The 17,279-nt window shown below is 73.4% G+C and carries 12 protein-coding genes and 1 pseudogene; 10 read left to right on the top strand and 3 right to left on the bottom strand.

Features of this window, described 5'->3' with window-relative positions:
• Window positions 1–351 precede the first annotated feature (351 nt).
• The 3 genes from leuS to ACFWUQ_RS15900 all read left to right on the top strand — a co-directional run bounded on the left by leuS (window position 352) and on the right by ACFWUQ_RS15900 (window position 5,155).
• Window positions 352–3,216 carry a leucine--tRNA ligase gene (gene leuS, locus ACFWUQ_RS15910; RefSeq protein ID WP_384538161.1) on the top strand — a complete coding sequence of 955 codons (2,865 nt, stop codon included), beginning with the start codon at window positions 352–354 and terminating at the stop codon, window positions 3,214–3,216.
• Window positions 3,217–3,341: 125 nt separating this feature from the next.
• A complete protein-coding gene (locus ACFWUQ_RS15905; protein WP_384538159.1) occupies window positions 3,342–4,106 on the top strand; it encodes a hypothetical protein in 765 nt (254 codons plus the stop codon).
• Window positions 4,107–4,309: 203 nt separating this feature from the next.
• Window positions 4,310–5,155, top strand: coding sequence for a DegV family protein (locus ACFWUQ_RS15900; protein WP_384538157.1), 846 nt, complete (start codon window positions 4,310–4,312; stop codon window positions 5,153–5,155).
• A gap of 235 nt (window positions 5,156–5,390) precedes the next feature.
• Here the strand turns inward: ACFWUQ_RS15900 and ACFWUQ_RS15895 are convergent, their stop codons facing one another.
• Window positions 5,391–5,930 (bottom strand): hypothetical protein, encoded by a 540-nt coding sequence (locus tag ACFWUQ_RS15895; protein WP_384538155.1) that lies wholly within the window; start codon window positions 5,928–5,930, stop codon window positions 5,391–5,393.
• Between ACFWUQ_RS15895 and ACFWUQ_RS15890 the strand changes: the two genes are divergently transcribed.
• The 3 genes and pseudogenes from ACFWUQ_RS15890 to ACFWUQ_RS15880 all read left to right on the top strand — a co-directional run bounded on the left by ACFWUQ_RS15890 (window position 5,923) and on the right by ACFWUQ_RS15880 (window position 9,735).
• A complete protein-coding gene (locus ACFWUQ_RS15890) occupies window positions 5,923–6,330 on the top strand; it encodes a helix-hairpin-helix domain-containing protein (RefSeq protein ID WP_384538153.1) in 408 nt (135 codons plus the stop codon). The genes ACFWUQ_RS15895 and ACFWUQ_RS15890 overlap by 8 nt on opposite strands.
• A pseudogene (locus ACFWUQ_RS15885) lies at window positions 6,327–8,717 on the top strand (ComEC/Rec2 family competence protein); the annotation flags it as partial. The gene ACFWUQ_RS15890 and the pseudogene ACFWUQ_RS15885, both read left to right, overlap by 4 nt.
• A gap of 136 nt (window positions 8,718–8,853) precedes the next feature.
• Window positions 8,854–9,735 (top strand): YceI family protein, encoded by an 882-nt coding sequence (locus tag ACFWUQ_RS15880; RefSeq protein ID WP_384538152.1) that lies wholly within the window; start codon window positions 8,854–8,856, stop codon window positions 9,733–9,735.
• Between the two features lie 50 nt (window positions 9,736–9,785).
• Here the strand turns inward: ACFWUQ_RS15880 and ACFWUQ_RS15875 are convergent, their stop codons facing one another.
• Window positions 9,786–10,028 carry a hypothetical protein gene (locus ACFWUQ_RS15875; RefSeq protein WP_384538150.1) on the bottom strand — a complete coding sequence of 81 codons (243 nt, stop codon included), beginning with the start codon at window positions 10,026–10,028 and terminating at the stop codon, window positions 9,786–9,788.
• Between the two features lie 61 nt (window positions 10,029–10,089).
• Here ACFWUQ_RS15875 and holA point away from each other — a divergent pair, with 61 nt between their 5' ends.
• Window positions 10,090–11,082 (top strand): DNA polymerase III subunit delta, encoded by a 993-nt coding sequence (gene holA / locus ACFWUQ_RS15870; RefSeq protein WP_384538148.1) that lies wholly within the window; start codon window positions 10,090–10,092, stop codon window positions 11,080–11,082.
• Window positions 11,083–11,388: 306 nt separating this feature from the next.
• Here holA and rpsT read toward each other — a convergent pair whose 3' ends face one another.
• A complete protein-coding gene (rpsT, locus tag ACFWUQ_RS15865) occupies window positions 11,389–11,655 on the bottom strand; it encodes a 30S ribosomal protein S20 (RefSeq protein WP_362808311.1) in 267 nt (88 codons plus the stop codon).
• 257 nt (window positions 11,656–11,912) lie between these two features.
• Here rpsT and lepA point away from each other — a divergent pair, with 257 nt between their 5' ends.
• The 3 genes from lepA to hemW all read left to right on the top strand — a co-directional run bounded on the left by lepA (window position 11,913) and on the right by hemW (window position 17,229).
• A complete protein-coding gene (gene lepA, locus ACFWUQ_RS15860) occupies window positions 11,913–13,778 on the top strand; it encodes a translation elongation factor 4 (protein WP_384538146.1) in 1,866 nt (621 codons plus the stop codon).
• 226 nt (window positions 13,779–14,004) lie between these two features.
• Window positions 14,005–15,897 carry an AMP-dependent synthetase/ligase gene (locus ACFWUQ_RS15855; RefSeq protein WP_384538144.1) on the top strand — a complete coding sequence of 631 codons (1,893 nt, stop codon included), beginning with the start codon at window positions 14,005–14,007 and terminating at the stop codon, window positions 15,895–15,897.
• A gap of 99 nt (window positions 15,898–15,996) precedes the next feature.
• Window positions 15,997–17,229 carry a radical SAM family heme chaperone HemW gene (hemW, locus tag ACFWUQ_RS15850; protein WP_384538142.1) on the top strand — a complete coding sequence of 411 codons (1,233 nt, stop codon included), beginning with the start codon at window positions 15,997–15,999 and terminating at the stop codon, window positions 17,227–17,229.
• The last annotated feature ends 50 nt before the right edge of the window (window positions 17,230–17,279 follow it).

Below are 17,279 nucleotides of genomic sequence, written 5' to 3'. Positions count from 1 at the left end.
GGATCCTGGTCGAGGCCTTCGTGCCCCGCCGGTCCCGCTACTACGTCCAGGTGTTCCTCGCCGTCGGCGCGCGGGCCGCGGCCGTGGCGGCGGGGGGGGGGCCAGCGGCCCCCCCGGGGGGGGGGGCCCCGCTTCTCGTTGTGCCCACCGGCTGGAACGGCCGAGCGTCGCCGGGGGCCGCTGCGGTACCCTGACGCCATGCGTGCCGTACGCCTTCTGCTTACCGAGCCGCGCTGATCAGTACCGACCCGTCAGACGGTCGGCATCGGCGCGGCGTCCCCTCCTGTGCGAGGGGTTTTTTCGTTTGGGCAGGCAGAGACGGCAGAGACGATCGATGGAGCTTCAGAAATCATGAGCGAGACGAACACCCCGGCCCCCGAGGCGGCCGAGGCGCACCGCTACACGGCTGCCATGGCCGCCGACATCGAGGCACGCTGGCAGGACGCCTGGGACGCGCAGGGGACGTACGAGGCGCCGAACCCGACCGGTGACCTGGCCGGGGACCCGGCGATGGCCGCGCGGCCCAAGAAGTTCATCATGGACATGTTCCCGTACCCGTCCGGCGCGGGCCTGCACGTGGGCCACCCGCTGGGGTACATCGCCACCGACGTCTTCGCCCGCCACCAGCGCATGACCGGGCACAACGTCCTGCACACCCTGGGCTTCGACGCCTTCGGCCTGCCGGCGGAGCAGTACGCCGTGCAGACCGGAACGCACCCGCGCGTCTCGACCGAGGCGAACATCGAGAACATGAAGGTCCAGCTGCGCCGGCTGGGCCTGGGCCACGACAAGCGCCGCTCGTTCGCCACGATCGACCCGGACTACTACAAGTGGACCCAGTGGATCTTCCTGCAGATCTACAACTCCTGGTACGACGCGGAAGCGGGCAGGGCCCGCCCGATCGCCGAGCTGGTCGCCGCCTTCGAGGACGGCTCCCGAGAGGTCGGCGACGGCCGCGCCTGGAGCGGGCTGAGCGCCGCCGAGCGCGCCGAGGTGCTGGGCGGGTACCGGCTGGCGTACTCCTCCGACGCGCCCGTCAACTGGTGCCCCGGCCTGGGCACCGTGCTGGCGAACGAGGAGGTCACCTCGGACGGCCGCTCCGAGCGCGGCAACTTCCCCGTCTTCAAGTCCCGGCTCAGCCAGTGGAACATGCGGATCACCGCGTACGCCGACCGGCTGCTGGACGACCTGGACGAGCTGGACTGGCCCGAGGCCATCAAGCTGCAGCAGCGGAACTGGATCGGCCGCTCCGAGGGCGCCCGCGTCGACTTCGCGCTGGGCGACGAGGCCATCACCGTCTTCACCACCCGCCCCGACACCCTGTTCGGCGCGACCTACATGGTCCTGGCGCCCGAGCACCCGCTGGTGGAGAAGTTCATCCCGGCCGCCTGGCCGGAGGGCACCCGCCAGGTGTGGACCGGCGGGCACGCCACCCCCGCCGAGGCCGTCGCCGCGTACCGCAAGCAGGCCGCCTCCAAGTCGGACGTGGAGCGGCAGGCCGAGGCCAAGGACAAGACCGGCGTCTTCACCGGCGAGTACGCGGTGAACCCGGTCAGCGGCGACAAGGTCCCCGTCTTCATCGCCGACTACGTGCTGATGGGCTACGGCACCGGCGCGATCATGGCCGTCCCGGCGCACGACAGCCGCGACTTCGAGTTCGCGCGCGCCTTCGAGCTGCCCATGCGGTGCGTGGTCGAGCCCTCCGACGACCGCGGCACCGACCCGGGCGACTGGGACGACGCGTTCGTCTCGTACGACGCCAGGCTGGTCAACTCGACCGGCTCCGGCATCGCCCTGGACGGCCTGGACGTCGTCGAGGCCAAGGCCGCCATCACCTCTTGGCTGGAGGAGCGGGGCATCGGCCGGGGCACCGTCAACTTCCGTCTGCGCGACTGGCTGTTCAGCCGCCAGCGGTACTGGGGCGAGCCCTTCCCGATCGTCTACGACGAGGACGGCGTGGCGCACGCGCTGCCCGAGAGCATGCTGCCGCTGGAACTGCCGGAGGTCGACGACTACTCGCCGCGCACCTTCGCGCCGGACGACGCGGACTCCCAGCCGGAGACCCCGCTGTCGCGCCGCGAGGACTGGGTCAACGTGGAGCTCGACCTGGGCGACGGGGTCAAGCGCTACCGGCGCGAGACCAACACCATGCCCAACTGGGCCGGTTCCTGCTGGTACGAGCTGCGCTACCTGGACCCGAACAACTCCGAGGCGCTGGTCGACCCCGCGATCGAGCAGTACTGGATGGGCCCGCGCGAGGGCGCGCCCCACGGCGGCGTCGACCTGTACGTCGGTGGCGCCGAGCACGCCGTGCTGCACCTGCTGTACGCGCGCTTCTGGTCCAAGGTGCTGTTCGACCTGGGCCACGTCTCCTCGGCGGAGCCGTTCCACAAGCTGTTCAACCAGGGCATGATCCAGGCCTACGCCTACACCGACGCACGCGGTGTGTACGTCCCCGCGGCCGAGGTCGAGGAGCGCGACGGCGGCTACTACTACCAGGGCGAGCCGGTCAAGCGTGAGCACGGCAAGATGGGCAAGTCCCTGAAGAACGCCGTCACCCCGGACGAGATCTGCGAGGAGTACGGGGCGGACACGCTGCGCCTGTACGAGATGGCGATGGGCCCGCTGGACGTCTCGCGGCCGTGGGACACGCGGGCCGTCGTCGGTCAGTACCGGCTGCTGCAGCGCCTGTGGCGCAACATCGTGGACGAGGAGACGGGCGCGGTGACGGTCGTCGACGCCGAGCCCGCCGAGGACACCCTGCGCGCCCTGCACAAGGCGATCGACGGGGCGGGGGCGGACCTGGCGGGGCTGCGGTTCAACACCGCCATCGCGAAGATCACCGAGCTGAACAACGCCCTGACGAAGGCGGGCCGCCCGCTGGAGCGCTCGGTCGCCGAGCGGCTGGTGCTGCTGGTGGCCCCGCTGGCCCCGCACATCGCGGAGGAGCTGTGGCACCGCCTGGGCCACAGCGAGTCCGTGGTCCACCAGGACTTCCCGGTCGCGGACCCGGCGTACGTCGTGGACGAGAGCGTGACGTGCGTGGTGCAGGTCAAGGGCAAGGTCAAGGCGCGGCTGGAGGTGTCGCCGACGATCTCGGAGGCGGAGCTGGAGCGGCTGGCGGTGACCGACGAGGGCGTGGTCGCGGCGCTGGGCGGTGCGGAGATCCGCAAGGTGATCGTGCGCGCGCCGAAGCTGGTGAACATCGTCGTCTGACGACCCCGCATGGGGGATGTCCCGTACGGGCAGGTTGGGGGTTCGAAGGGAACCCCTGGCCTGCCTGTGGCGTTTACGGTGGGGGAAGAAGGAAACAGCTGTCCGGCACTGGGGAAGGGACACTCATGGAGGCCGCGTTGATCATCTTCGCGCTGATGGTGCTTTTCGCCTTCCTGGGCCTGGGGGCCTACACGACCGTCAAGGTGGTCGGGGCGGCGAAGCGCGGAGTGGACCGGACCCTCACGCAGGCGCGGCGGACGGTCGAGGACACCACCCTCCGGGCGAAGAGCCTGGGACAGGTCGGGGTCGCGGGGGCGCTGGCGCAGCTGCGGCTGGACCTGCGGACGTCGATGCGGTCCACGCAGGCGACCCTGCACGACGGAGTCCGCACCGACCCCTCCCTGAGGGAGTCCCTCGGACTGTTCCAGCGGCTCAGCGAGCACGGGCGGGAGCTGGACGACGAGCTGAAGCGGCTGGAGCAGGAGCCGGACCGCAAGCGGACGGCGGAGAGCCTGCCCGCACTGCGCGAGCGCGTCGCACAGATCACGAAGGCGGCCGAATCGCTGCGGTGGGCGGCCCGCGACCGGGCCCGGCAGTTCGCGAACGACGACCTGTCCACCCTGTCGGCACAGATCGAGATGGAGTCGGGCGCGCTGCGGGACTGGTCCCGGGAGCCGGTCGACGAGCTGGCGGCGGCCGCCGACGCCTGGGACGCGGCGCAGGCCGCGGGGACGGCGAGCGGGCCCGCCGCGACCCGGGAGGACGCGCCGGACGGCGCCGCGTCAGCCGGCGGACGGGGCACGGGACCGCAGCAGGCGGCCCTGAACCCGGCCGCACCGGCGGCACCGTACCCGTGGCACAAGGCGCGCCGGCCGGAGAGCACCACCTGAACCGGGTCGTGAGTCGGGGCCGGGCGCGGTCCGCGCGGTCCGGCGCCGCGTAGGGTCTCGGGGGCGTACGGTCCGGGGCTGCGTCGGGCACGGGTGGTGCGGGGCTCGTCCGGGCACGGGCGGTGCTGGGGCGGGTGGCCGCGGTGGAGCCGACCGCGGGCCCGGGCTGCCGTAGCGCCCCCACGGGCGGTAACCTCCGGCTCATGTCCCGCCATGTCGCCATCGTCACCGATTCCACGGCCTACCTGCCCCGACCGGCCATGGCGAGGCACGGAATCACCTCCGTTCCGCTCACCGTGGTCCTCGGCGGCGAGGCACTGGAGGACGGCACCGAGATCTCGGCCCGCAAGCTCGCGCTGACCCTGCAGAAGCGCCGCTCGGTCACCACGTCGAAGCCCGGCCCGGAGGACTTCGCCCGGGCCTACCGCTCCGCCGCCGACGCCGGCGCGAGCGCCGTCGTCAGCCTGCACCTGTCCGCCGAGCTGTCCGGGACCTACGACTCCGCCGTGGTCGCCGCCAGGACCGCGCCCGTACCGGTGCGCGTCGTGGACACCGGCATGGTCGCGATGGCCCTCGGCTTCTGCGCCCTGGCGGCCGCCGAGGCGGCCGAGGCCGGCGGCTCCGTCGACGAGTCCGTGGCCGCCGCCGAGAAGCGGGCGTCGGACATGGGCGCCTACTTCTACGTCGACACCCTCGAATACCTGCGCCGGGGCGGTCGGATCGGCGCCGCGCAAGCCCTCCTGGGGTCGGCGCTGGCGGTGAAACCGCTGCTCATGCTGAACGACGGGCGGATCGAGATGCTGGAGAAGGTACGGACGGCGTCCAAGGCTATTGCCCGCCTGGAGGAGCTCGCCGTGGAGCGTGCGGGCTCGGCCGGCGTGGATGTGGCCGTGCACCACCTGGCGGCCCCCGAGCGGGCCGAGAAGCTCGCCCAGCGGCTCCGTGAGCGCATCCCCGGCCTGGTCGAGCTGCACGTCAGCGAGGTCGGCGCGGTGATCGGCGCGCACACCGGTCCGGGCCTGCTCGCCGCGGTCGTCTCGCCGCGCTGATCACCGGAACGGGTGACCCGGTTATCCACAACGGGCCCGCCATCCACCGGAATTGAAGGTTCCGAGCGGGCTTCGCCGGCCGTCCCTACCGTCGTGGCATGACTCTGCGAACGCGCAACCCCTATCCCTCCCGGGCCACCAGTGGACCCGGACGACCCCGCCTCTCCGACGGCCGCCTGTCCGACGGCCGTCTCGCCGACAGCCGGTTCCGGCGCCGTGGGGGCCGCCGGCCCCCTCACCCCGCCGCGGGCGCGGAGCGACGGCGGGCCGAGGCCCTGCTGGGCGGCGAGGCGAGTCCGCCGACGGTGCCGGTCCCGCCCCTGCCGCCGCCCTCCCCTCCGCCTGAGTGGGCGGGCACCGGTGCGCCGTCCAGGTCCGCGGTGCCGCCGGAGGCGGACGGCTCGGGGGAGCCGTCCGCCGGCGGGACCGGTTTGTCGGCGGGGGCCGCGCGGCGGCTGGCCGTACGGGAGCGGTTGCCCGTGTGGCTCCAGGCCCGCTGCGGGATGGAGCCGCGCACGGTGGCCGCCGTGGCGGTGGTGCTCGTCGGTGCGGTCGGCTTCGCCGCGCAGCAGTACTGGTCGGCGCGGCCGACCCCGGTCACACCGGCTGCGGTCGTGGCACCGGCAGCGGGCACGGGACCGGCCTCGGGACCGGGACCGGCCTCGGGACCGGGGCAGGTGAGGGCCCCAGGGCAGGGGTGGGCGGATCCGGTCCCGGCGGGGGCCGTGGCCGGCGCGGCGGTGACCGCCGAGGCGGGACGGATCGTCGTGGACATCGGAGGCAAGGTCCGTGACCCGGGGGTGCGCAGACTGCCCGCCGGTTCGCGGGTGGAGGACGCGCTCGCGGCCGCCGGGGGAGTGCGGCCCGGTACGGACACCACCGGCCTCAACCGGGCCCGGGTGCTCGTGGACGGTGAACAGGTGCTGGTGGGCGTCGTGGCGCAACCGCCCCCCGCGGGGGCGGGCGCACCGCCCGGCCCGCCCAGCCCGCTGAGCCTGGGATCGGCGACCGTCGAGCAGCTCGACGGCCTGCCGGGGGTCGGGCCGGTGCTCGCGCAGCACATCGTGGACTTCCGCACGGCCCGCGGGGGCTTCCGGTCCGTCGAGGAGCTCCGCCAGGTCAACGGCATCGGCGAGCGGCGCTTCGCCGACCTGCGGGCGCTGGTGCGGCCGTGAGCGGGGCCGAGGCCGCCGGCCCGGTGGACCTGCGGATCGCGGGGCCGGCCCTGGCCGCATGGGGCGCCGCGGCGCTCGCGCTGGACGCTCCCGCCGGATGGGCAGCGGCCGGGGCGGGGCTGGGCGCCGCCGGCGCGGGGCTGCTTCTGCTGGCGGGGTACCGCCGTCCCACCGGCCGCGGCCGGTGGCGGGCCGGGACCGCCGTGGCCGCCGCCCTGCTGTGCGCGGCGGCCGCGGCGGGAGTGGCGGGCCTCCAGCGGGCCGAGGCGCGGGCCGGGCCTGTCGTCGGGCTGGCCGGGGAGCACGCCCGTGTCCTCGCCGTGCTCACCGTGGCCACCGACCCGCGCGTCACCGGGGGCGGAAGCGGCCCGCCCGTGGTGGTGCTGGACGCGGTGGTACGGGAGGTCACCGGGCCCGACGGGGCACGCACACGGGTCGAGACACCGGTGCGGGTCCTCGCCGGGCACCCCGGATGGGCCCGGCTGCTGCCCTCCACCCGCGTGGAGGCCGTGGCCCGGCTGGCCCCGGGGCGGGACGGGGAGCGCGCCGTCGCACTGCTGCGGCCGGCCGGGGACACCCCGCCCCGGGTGACCGCCGGCCCCGACACCGCGCAGCGGCTCGCCGGGCGGCTGCGGGCCGGGCTGCGCGAAGCCACCGAGACGCTGGCCCCGGACGCCCGGGCCCTGCTGCCCGGGCTGGTGGTCGGGGACACCTCCCGGGTGCCCGCCGATCTGCACGAGGCGTTCCGGGCCACCGATCTGCTGCACTTGCTGGCGGTGTCCGGATCCAACCTGACCGTGGTGCTGTTCCTGCTCATCGGGCCCCCGTCCCGCGCGCAGCGGGCCGAGCGGCGCGGGCTGGCGCCCCGCCTCGGGCTCTCGCTGCGGACGACGGCCCTGGGCGGCGCGGCCCTGACGCTGGCCTTCGTGGTGGTGTGCCGGCCCGAGCCGAGCGTGCTGCGGGCCGCGGCCTGCGGCGCGGTCACCCTGCTGGCCATCGCCACCGGGCGGCGGCGGTCCCTGATCCCGGCCCTGGGCGCCGCCGTGCTGCTGCTCGTGCTGTGGGACCCGTGGCTGGCCCGAAGCTACGGCTTCCTGCTGTCCGTCCTGGCCACCGGGGCCCTGCTGACCCTCGCGCCCCGGGCGAGCGAGGCGCTGCGGCGCAGGGGAGTGCCGTCCCGGTTGGCCGAGGCGCTCGGGGCCGCCGCGGCCGCCCAGGCGGTGTGCGCTCCCGTGGTCGCCGTGCTGTCCGCCCGGGTCAGCCTGGTGGCGGTGCCCTGCAACCTGCTGGCCGAGCTCGCGGCGGGTCCGGCGACCGTGCTCGGCTTCGCCGCGCTGGGGGCGGCCCCGCTGTGGATGCCCGCCGCGGAGCTGCTCGCCCGGTGCGCCGGGGTGCCGGCCGGGTGGATCGCCGCCGTGGCACGGGCCGGGGCGGGGTTCCCGGGGGCGGAGCTGGCCTGGCCCGGCGGCCTCCGCGGCGGCCTGCTGCTCGCCGCCGCGACCGTGGCCCTCGTAGCGCTGGCAGCGCGGTACAGCCGGCGGACGTGGGCGCGGCTGTGGGCGTGCCCCGTCCTCGCCGTGCTGCTGCTCCTGGCGGTGCTGCGGCCGCCGCAGCTGACCCGTACCCTCACGGGCTGGCCGCCGCCCGACTGGAGCTACGTGCAGTGCGCGGTGGGGCAGGGGGACGCCGCAGTCCTCGCCGTCGGTCCCGGTGAGGCCGTGGTCGTGGACACCGGCCCGGTTCCGGGCCCGGTGGACGCGTGCCTGCGCGCCCTGGGGGTGCGGCGGGTTCCGCTGCTCCTGCTGACGCACTTTCACGCCGACCACGTGGGCGGGCTCGCCGGGGTGCTCCGGGGCCGGTCCGTGGATGTGATCCAGACCACCGCGTGGGAAGAGCCCCCGGGGCGGGCCGAGTTCGTCCGCAGGACCGCGGCGGCCGCGAGAGTCCCCGTGGTCCGGGCGTCGGCGGGGGAGCGGCGCAGGGCCGGGCGGCTGGAGTGGCGGGTGCTGTGGCCGCAGGCGGCCGGACCGCCCGCCGGGGGACCCAACGACGCGAGCGTCACCCTGCTCGTGCGCTCGGCGGGACTCACCCTGCTGCTGCTCGGAGACCTCGAACCCCCCGCGCAGCAGGCCCTGTTGAGGAGCCATCCCGAACTCGGGCCGGTCGACGTCCTCAAGGTCGCCCACCACGGGTCCGCCCACCAGGACCCCGCACTGCACGCCAGGGTCCGGCCGCGGCTGGCCATCGTGCCGGTGGGTGCGGGCAACCGCTACGGCCACCCCGCGCCCGGCACGCTCGCGCGGCTGCGGGCACTGGGGGCGACAGTGCTGCGTACCGACACCCACGGGGCGGTCGCTGTCGCGGGAACGGGCCCGGGGATGCGAGCATTTACCGTCGACCGGCGGCGAAACCGGCGCGGGTACGGAAGGCGTGTCCCTTCTCGTCGCCCACTGTCCGACCGCATGATCGAATGCGTCTTCGCCGACGCGGTCCAAGTCCACGGAGCACGGGGGTGCATCAGCCATGTTCAGTCGCCGACGGGGAATGGAGACGGTCGGAGGGTCCAGCCCGACCACGTCCGCCACGCTGACGTTGCCGCCGACGGCGCGGCTGCTCAGCTGCCGGGTCCTCGATACCGTCCACCAGCCGGTGCGGCAGGCCAGGTTCGAGGTGACCGACCCGATCGGGCGCCGGATCGTCAGCGGGGAGACCGACCCGTACGGCGGGTTCACGGCCGCCGTTCCGGAGGGGGAGTACCGCCTGTCCGTGACCGCCGAGGGGTACGCCCCGTTCCACGGGACGACGCTCGTCGGGAACCCGGCGCAGCCCGGTACCGGAGAGATCGTCCTGGACGCGGTGGAACCGCCGCTGTTGCCGCAGCCCGGCCACTGGGAGCTCGACCCGACGCACTCGACCATCGCCTTCACCGCGCGCCACATCGGCTTCGCGCGCATCGGCGGCCGGTTCAACACGTTCGCTGGGGCCGTGCGGATAGCCGAGCGCATGGAGGACTCCTCCATGCGCGTGATCATCGACGCGGCGAGCATCGACACCGGGGTGCGGCTGCGGGACGACCACCTGAGGTCAGCGGACTTCCTGGACGCGGCCAGGCATCCGACGGTGGAGTTCTACAGCGAGCGGTTCATCCACCGCAGCGGCGGCCGCTGGGCCGTCACGGGCGCCCTCACGCTGCACGGGGTCAGCCGCTCGGTCACCCTGGACACCCGCTACCTGGGTATCGGCACGGGCCTGGAGGGGGAACCGAGGGCCGCCTGCCGGGCCACCACCGAACTCCACCGCGAGGACTTCACCCTCAACTGGCAGTCGGTCCTGGCGCAGGGGATCGCGGCCGTGGGTTCGAGTGTGGAAGTGGCGCTGGACGTCCAGATCGTGCACAAGGCCTGAGGTGCCGGTGCCGGCCCGCGGGCCGGTGCCGCGGGGGGCCGGCCGGAGCCCTACGGGGCTTCGAGCCAGCCCTCGTGCTCGGCGGCGAGCCCGTCCAGCGCGACGGGGTCGAGCCGGAGCCGCGGGTCCTCGACGACCACCAGCCACTGGGCGTCCTCGGCGTCGTCCTCGCCCGCCAGGGCGTCGCGCACCAGCCGGGGCTCCTCCGGGAGGCCGAAGCGGTCGACGGCCTCCCGCGCCACCTCCTCGGCGGCGTCGCGGTCGGGCAGGACGAGTACATGGCGCGCGTTCACCCGGCCATTCTCCGCTACGGGGCGCGAAGGGCTGTCGGTGCGGCGTGGGATGCTGGATCCGATGGCCACCAGGAAGAACCCCACCGACGATCCGCTCGCCCCGCTCACCCTCGCGGTGGGGCAGGAGGACCTGCTGCTCGACCGTGCCGTACGGGAGGTGGTCGTGGCCGCGCGCGCCGTGGACGCCGACACGGACGTGCGCGACCTCGCCTCCGAGCAGCTCCAGCCCGGCACGCTGGCCGAGCTGACGAGCCCCTCGCTGTTCTCCGAGCGCAAGGTGCTGGTCGTGCGCAACGCGCAGGACCTCTCCGCGGACACCGTCAAAGAGGTCAAGGCCTACCTCGGTGCTCCGTACGAGGAGATCATCCTCGTCCTCCTCCACGCGGGCGGCGTCAAGGGCAAGGGCCTGCTGGACGCGGCGCGCAAGGCGGGCGCGCGCGAGATCGCCTGCCCGAAGATGACGAAGGCCGCGGACCGGCTGTCGTTCGTGCGCGGCGAGTTCCGCACGCTGGGCCGGTCGGCGACCCCCGAGGCCTGCCAGACCCTGGTGGACGCGATCGGCAGCGACCTGCGGGAGCTGGCGAGCGCGGCGGCCCAGCTCTGCGCGGACGTCGACGGCACCATCGACGAGGCCGTGGTCGGCCGCTACTACACCGGCCGGGCCGAGGCCTCCAGCTTCACCGTCGCCGACCGGGCGGTGGAGGGCCGTGCGGCGGAGGCCCTCGAAGCCCTGCGCTGGTCCCTGTCCACCGGGGTGGCGCCGGTCCTGATCACCAGCGCCCTGGCCCAGGCGGTGCGCGCCATCGGCAAACTGGCCTCCGCCCCGCGCGGGGCCCGCCCGGGCGATCTCGCGCGGGACCTGGGCATGCCGCCGTGGAAGATCGACCGCGTCCGCCAGCAGATGCGCGGCTGGTCCGCGGACGGCGTCTCGGACGCCCTGCGCGCCGTGGCCGCCGCCGACGCGGGGGTCAAGGGCGGCGGTGACGACCCCGAGTACGCGCTGGAGAAGGCGGTCGTGGCGGTGGCCCGCGCCGCCCGCCCCCAGCGGGGCTGACACAACCCGCCCGGCCACCGCGGCCCGTACCCGTACCCGCCCCGTACCCCTTGCCCCTACCCGCAGGGGCGACCCCGGGGGGCGGCGCGGTCACAGGGCGGGCCCGGCGCAGGGCGGGTTGGCGCAGGGCGGGCGGGCAAAGCGAAGGCCCCGGTCGCCGCCCTGGGGAGGATGGCGGCCGGGGCCTTCGGTCACTGCTGGTGTGCTCCGCACCCGCGTGGCGAACGCTTCGTGTGCGGAGCGGGGTGCCGGTCAGGAGCGGGAGAGAGGGCCCGCTGGGTCCTCACCGGCGATCACATCGAGAGCTCAGCCCTGCAGGGAGGCAACCTTGACCGCCAGCGCCGACTTCTTGTTGGCGGCGGCGTTCTTGTGGATGACACCCTTCGAGACAGCCTTGTCGAGCGCACGCGCGGCGGCACGAGAAGCCACGGTGGCCTTCTCGACGTCACCGGCGACGACGGCCTCGCGGGCCTTGCGGATCGCGGTCTTGAGCGAGGACTTGACGGCCTTGTTGCGCAGGCGCGCCTTCTCGTTCGTCTTGTTCCGCTTGATCTGGGACTTGATGTTCGCCACGAAAGAGCCTTCTCAGGTTCAGAGTTTGATCTTCGAATGTGTGTCCCGACAGCTGAGAGGGCATACGAGACACAGCTGCCCAGGCTACCAGGCACGCTCCCGGCGGCCCAATCCGAGCGCACTCCCCCGTCCATGGGACCATGGGAGCCTGCGTACAGATCCGCCGTCGCGCCGACGAGAGCGACGGGGCCGGAGCTGTCCTCAGACCGACGTCCCGCTCCATGCCTCCGACTGCGACCCGAGAATCAGGACACTGCGTGCCCGCGATCCCCAGCCACGTGCCCGAGCCGAGCCGTACCGACCCGGCGCTGATCCGCAACTTCTGCATCATCGCGCACATCGACCACGGCAAGTCGACCCTTGCCGACCGGATGCTCCAGCTCACCGGTGTGGTCGACCAGCGGCAGATGCGCGCCCAGTACCTCGACCGCATGGACATCGAGCGTGAGCGCGGCATCACGATCAAGTCCCAGGCGGTCCGGCTGCCCTGGGCCCCCACCGCGGGCGAGGGCCGGGGCGACACCCACATCCTCAACATGATCGACACCCCCGGGCACGTCGACTTCACCTACGAGGTCTCCCGCTCCCTCGCCGCGTGCGAGGGCACGGTCCTCCTGGTGGACGCCGCCCAGGGCATCGAGGCGCAGACTCTCGCCAACCTGTACCTGGCGATGGAGAAGGACCTCGCGATCGTCCCGGTCCTGAACAAGATCGACCTGCCGGCCGCCCAGCCGGAGAAGTTCGCCGAGGAGCTCGCGAACCTGGTCGGCTGCCAGCCCGAGGACGTGCTGCGCGTCTCGGCGAAGACCGGTCTCGGCGTGGACGCCCTGCTCGACAAGATCGTCGCCACGGTCCCGGCCCCGGTCGGCCCCAAGGACGCCCCGGCGCGCGCCATGATCTTCGACTCGGTCTACGACTCCTACCGGGGCGTGGTCACCTACGTCCGTGTGGTCGACGGCCAGCTCAACAAGCGCGAGCGCATCCGGATGATGTCCACCGGCGCGACGCACGAGCTGCTGGAGATCGGTGTCTCCTCGCCGGAGATGACCCCGGCCGACGGCATCGGCGTCGGCGAGGTGGGCTACATCATCACCGGCGTGAAGGACGTACGCCAGTCCAAGGTCGGTGACACGATCACCAGCCTGCACAACGGGGCGACCGAGGCCCTCGGCGGCTACAAGGACCCGAGGCCGATGGTCTTCTCGGGCCTGTACCCGCTGGACGGCTCGGACTACCCGGACCTGCGCGAGGCGCTCGACAAGCTCCAGCTCAACGACGCCGCGCTGGTCTACGAGCCGGAGACCTCGGCGGCGCTCGGCTTCGGCTTCCGCGTCGGCTTCCTCGGCCTGCTCCACCTGGACGTGGTCCGCGAGCGCCTGGAGCGGGAGTTCGGCCTCGACCTGATCGCCACCGCGCCCAACGTGGTGTACCGGGTGGTCATGGAGGACGGCAAGGAAGTCTCCGTCACCAACCCGAGCGAGTTCCCCGAGGGCAAGATCTCGGACGTGTTCGAACCGGTCGTCCGGGCCACCCTGCTCGCGCCCTCCGAGTTCATCGGCGCGATCATGGAGCTCTGCCAGCAGCGCCGCGGCACCCTCCTCGGGATGGACTACCTCTCCGAGGACCGGGTCGAGATCCGCTACACGCTCCCGCTCGCCGAGATCGTCTTCGACTTCTTCGACCAGCTGAAGTCCAAGACGCGCGGCTACGCCTCCCTGGACTACGAACCCACGGGCGAGCAGTCCGGCAGCCTGGTCAAGGTCGACATCCTGCTGCACGGCGACAAGGTCGACGCCTTCTCCGCCGTCTGCCACAAGGACGCCGCCTACGCCTACGGCGTCCGCCTGGTCGCCAAGCTGCGCGAGCTGATCCCGCGGCAGGCCTTCGAGATCCCGATCCAGGCCGCGGTCGGCTCCCGCGTCATCGCCCGCGAGACGATCCGCGCCATCCGCAAGGACGTACTCGCCAAGTGCTACGGCGGTGACATCTCCCGTAAGCGGAAGCTGCTGGAGAAGCAGAAGGAAGGCAAGAAGCGGATGAAGATGGTCGGCTCCGTGGAGGTCCCGCAGGAGGCCTTCATCGCCGTCCTGTCGAGCGACGAGTCGGCCGGCAAGAAGAAGTAGCGGCACCGACGGAAGCGGGCCCCCGTGCGAGAGCGCGGGGGCCTCTTTCGTTATGAAGCGGCCGCTCGCCAGCTCTTACGCCCCGGGCGGACGGCCTCTAGTCTGATCACTGCTCGATGGTTACTCGCCAGTCACTAGTTGGCAACGTCTCAAACCCGCCAGTCCCAAGCGCCCCGTAAGCGCCCCACGCCCACGCTCTGCCGCGTGGACCGGTCCGGAGGATGTCGTGAGCGACACACAGACCTTGATCGAGAACCGTCCGCCCACCGTGGCGGCCCTCTTCCTTGAGCGCGTCGCCGCCACGCCCGACGGCGAGGCGTACCGGTTCCCGGTGCCCTCGGCCGGCGGCCCGGGTGCTCCCGACGACTGGAAGTCGCTCAGCTGGGGACAGGCGGCGGAGCGGGTCTTCGCCATCGCCGCCGGGCTGATCGACCTCGGCCTGCGCTCGGAGGACCGCGTCGCGCTCGCCTCCAACACCCGCGTCGAATGGATCCTCGCCGACCTCGGCGTGATGTGCGCGGGCGCCGCGACGACCACGATCTACCCGAGCACGAACGCCGAGGAGTCGGCGTACATCCTCGCGGACTCGGCGAGCCGGGTACTGATCGCCGAGGACGGCAAGCAGCTGGCGAAGGCCCGCGCCCACCGCTCCGACCTGCCCGAGCTGCAGCACGTCGTGGTCCTCGACGCCGACGAGGCCCTCGCGGCCGAGGGCGACCCGGAGGGCTGGGTGCTCTCCCTCGCCGACCTGGAGAAGCGCGGCGCGGAGTACCTCGCCAAGAACCCCGAGGCGGTCAAGGAGCGGATCGCCGCCATCACGGCCGACCAGCTCGCCACCCTCATCTACACCTCCGGCACCACCGGCCGGCCCAAGGGCGTGCGGCTGCCGCACGACAACTGGTCGTACATGGCCAAGGCGACCGTGGCCACCGGCCTGATCACCAAGGACGACGTCCAGTACCTGTGGCTGCCGCTGGCCCACGTCTTCGGCAAGGTGCTGACCTCCGGCCAGATCGAGGTCGGCCACGTCACCGCCGTCGACGGCCGCATCGACAAGATCATCGAGAACCTGCCGATCGTCCAGCCGACGTACATGGCGGCGGTCCCGCGCATCTTCGAGAAGGTCTACAACGGGGTCGCCGCCAAGGCCCGGGCCGCGGGCGGCGCCAAGTACAAGATCTTCCAGTGGGCGGCCGGCGTCTCCCGCGACTACGCCAAGGCCAGCCAGGACAACTTCCGGCGCACCGGGCGGGCGACGGTCCCCCTCGGACTCAACGCCAAGCACAAGGTCGCCGACGCCCTCGTCTACTCCAAGCTCCGCGCCGCCTTCGGCGGCAAGCTGCGGGCCGCCGTCTCCGGCTCCGCCGCCCTGGCCCCCGACATCGGCTACTTCTTCGCGGGCGCCGGCATCCACATCCTGGAGGGCTACGGCCTCACGGAGTCCAGCGCCGCCTCCTTCGTCAACCCGGGCGAGGCCTACCGCACCGGTACGGTCGGCAAGCCGCTCCCCGGCACCGAGGTCCGGATCGCCGACGACGGCGAGATCATGCTGCGCGGCCCCGGCATCATGCAGGGGTACCACGGGCTCCCGGACAAGACCGCCGAGGTGCTGGAGGCCGACGGCTGGCTGCACACCGGCGACATCGGCGAGCTCTCCGCCGACGGCTACCTGCGGATCACGGACCGCAAGAAGGACCTGATCAAGACCTCCGGCGGCAAGTACGTCGCCCCGGCCGAGGTCGAGGGCCAGTTCAAGGCGATCTGCCCGTACGTCTCCAGCATCGTCGTGCACGGCGCGGACCGGAACTTCTGCTCGGCGCTGATCGCGCTCGACGGACCCGCGATCCTCGGCTGGGCCGCGGACAACGGGCTGGAGGGCAAGACGTACGCGGAGGTCGTCGCCGCGCCGGAGACGAACCGCCTCATCGAGACGTACGTCCAGACCCTGAACGAGGGCCTCCAGCGCTGGCAGACGGTGAAGCAGTTCCGGCTGCTGCCGCGCGACCTGGACGTGGAGCACGGGGACCTCACCCCCAGCCTCAAGCTGAAGCGGCCGGTGGTCGAGCGGGAGTTCAAGTACCTGATCGACGAGATGTACGAGGGCTCCCGCGAGGCCTGACGCCCTCGGGGCGAGCCGCCCGGGGCGGGACAGCGCCCGCCCCCGACCCCCGCCGGGCCACCGGTCGGGGGTCGCCGGGCGGTGCGGGACAATGGGGGCATGCCTTCCGCACTGCCCGACGGTGACCCCATGCCCGAAGACGGCTCGCTGCCGGCGCACGCCCTGGCGGCCGCCGGGGAGCGGCCGCTCGGCTTCTACCTGCACGTCCCGTACTGCGCCACGCGCTGCGGCTACTGCGACTTCAACACCTACACGGCCACCGAGCTGCGGGGTACCGGCGGCGTGCTCGCCTCCCGGGAGAACTACGCGGACACCCTGATCGACGAGGTCCGCCTCGCCCGCAAGGTGCTCGGCGACGACCCCCGCGCCGTCCGGACCGTCTTCGTCGGCGGCGGCACCCCGACGCTGCTGCCCGCCCGGGACCTCGTACGGATGCTCGCGGCGATCCGCGAGGAGTTCGGCCTGGCCGAGGACGCCGAGATCACCACCGAGGCCAACCCGGAGTCGGTCGACCCCCGGTACCTGGCGGAACTGCGCGCAGGCGGCTTCAACCGGCTCTCCTTCGGCATGCAGAGCGCGAAGCAGCACGTCCTCAAGGTGCTCGACCGCACGCACACGCCGGGACGCCCCGAGGCATGCGTCTCCGAGGCGCGCGCGGCCGGCTTCGAGCACGTCAACCTGGACCTGATCTACGGCACCCCCGGCGAGTCCGACCAGGACTGGCGCGACTCGCTCACGGCCGCCCTGGGCGCCGGACCGGACCACATCAGCGCCTACGCGCTGATCGTCGAGGAGGGCACGCAGCTCGCCCGGCGGATCCGCCGGGGCGAGGTCCCGATGACGGACGACGACGTCCACGCCGACCGTTACCTGATCGCGGACGAGGTCATGGAGCGGGCCGGGTACTCCTGGTACGAGGTGTCGAACTGGGCCGCGTCGCCGGCCGGCCGCTGCCTCCACAACGAGCTGTACTGGCGCGGCGCGGACTGGTGGGGCGCCGGTCCGGGCGCGCACTCGCACGTCGGCGGTGTGCGGTGGTGGAACGTGAAGCACCCGGGCGCGTACGCCGCCGCGCTGGCGCAGGGACGCTCCCCGGGCGCCGGCCGGGAGCTCCTCTCCGAGGAGGACCGGCGGGTGGAGCGGATCCTGCTGGAGCTGCGGCTGGTGGACGGCGTACCGCTGTCGCTGCTGGCGCCGGCCGGCCTCGCGGCCTCGCGGCGGGCCCTGGCGGACGGGCTGCTGGAGCCCGCCCCGTACGAGGCGGGCCGGGCCGTGCTGACCCTGCGGGGGCGGCTGCTGGCCGACGCGGTCGTCCGGGACCTGGTGGACTGACCGGACCTGATCTGACCTGACCGGAACGGCCCCGACCTGCCCCCTGCCCC

This window comes from Streptomyces sp. NPDC058662, assembly GCF_042716255.1.
Lineage (GTDB): Bacteria > Actinomycetota > Actinomycetes > Streptomycetales > Streptomycetaceae > Streptomyces.
This window is presented reverse-complemented; position numbering and strand designations above follow the sequence as displayed.

Excerpts from the sequence above, each read along its gene's own strand:
- ACFWUQ_RS15880 (WP_384538152.1), top strand. The coding sequence starts at position 8,854 with ATGTTCAGTCGCCGACGGGGAATGGAGACGGTCGGAGGGTCCAGCCCG.
- ACFWUQ_RS15905 (WP_384538159.1), top strand. The coding sequence starts at position 3,342 with ATGGAGGCCGCGTTGATCATCTTCGCGCTGATGGTGCTTTTCGCCTTC.
- leuS (WP_384538161.1), top strand. The coding sequence starts at position 352 with ATGAGCGAGACGAACACCCCGGCCCCCGAGGCGGCCGAGGCGCACCGC.
- ACFWUQ_RS15895 (WP_384538155.1), bottom strand. The coding sequence starts at position 5,930 with ATGTCCACGACGATCCGTCCCGCCTCGGCGGTCACCGCCGCGCCGGCC.
- hemW (WP_384538142.1), top strand. The coding sequence starts at position 15,997 with ATGCCTTCCGCACTGCCCGACGGTGACCCCATGCCCGAAGACGGCTCG.
- holA (WP_384538148.1), top strand. The coding sequence starts at position 10,090 with ATGGCCACCAGGAAGAACCCCACCGACGATCCGCTCGCCCCGCTCACC.
- ACFWUQ_RS15900 (WP_384538157.1), top strand. The coding sequence starts at position 4,310 with ATGTCCCGCCATGTCGCCATCGTCACCGATTCCACGGCCTACCTGCCC.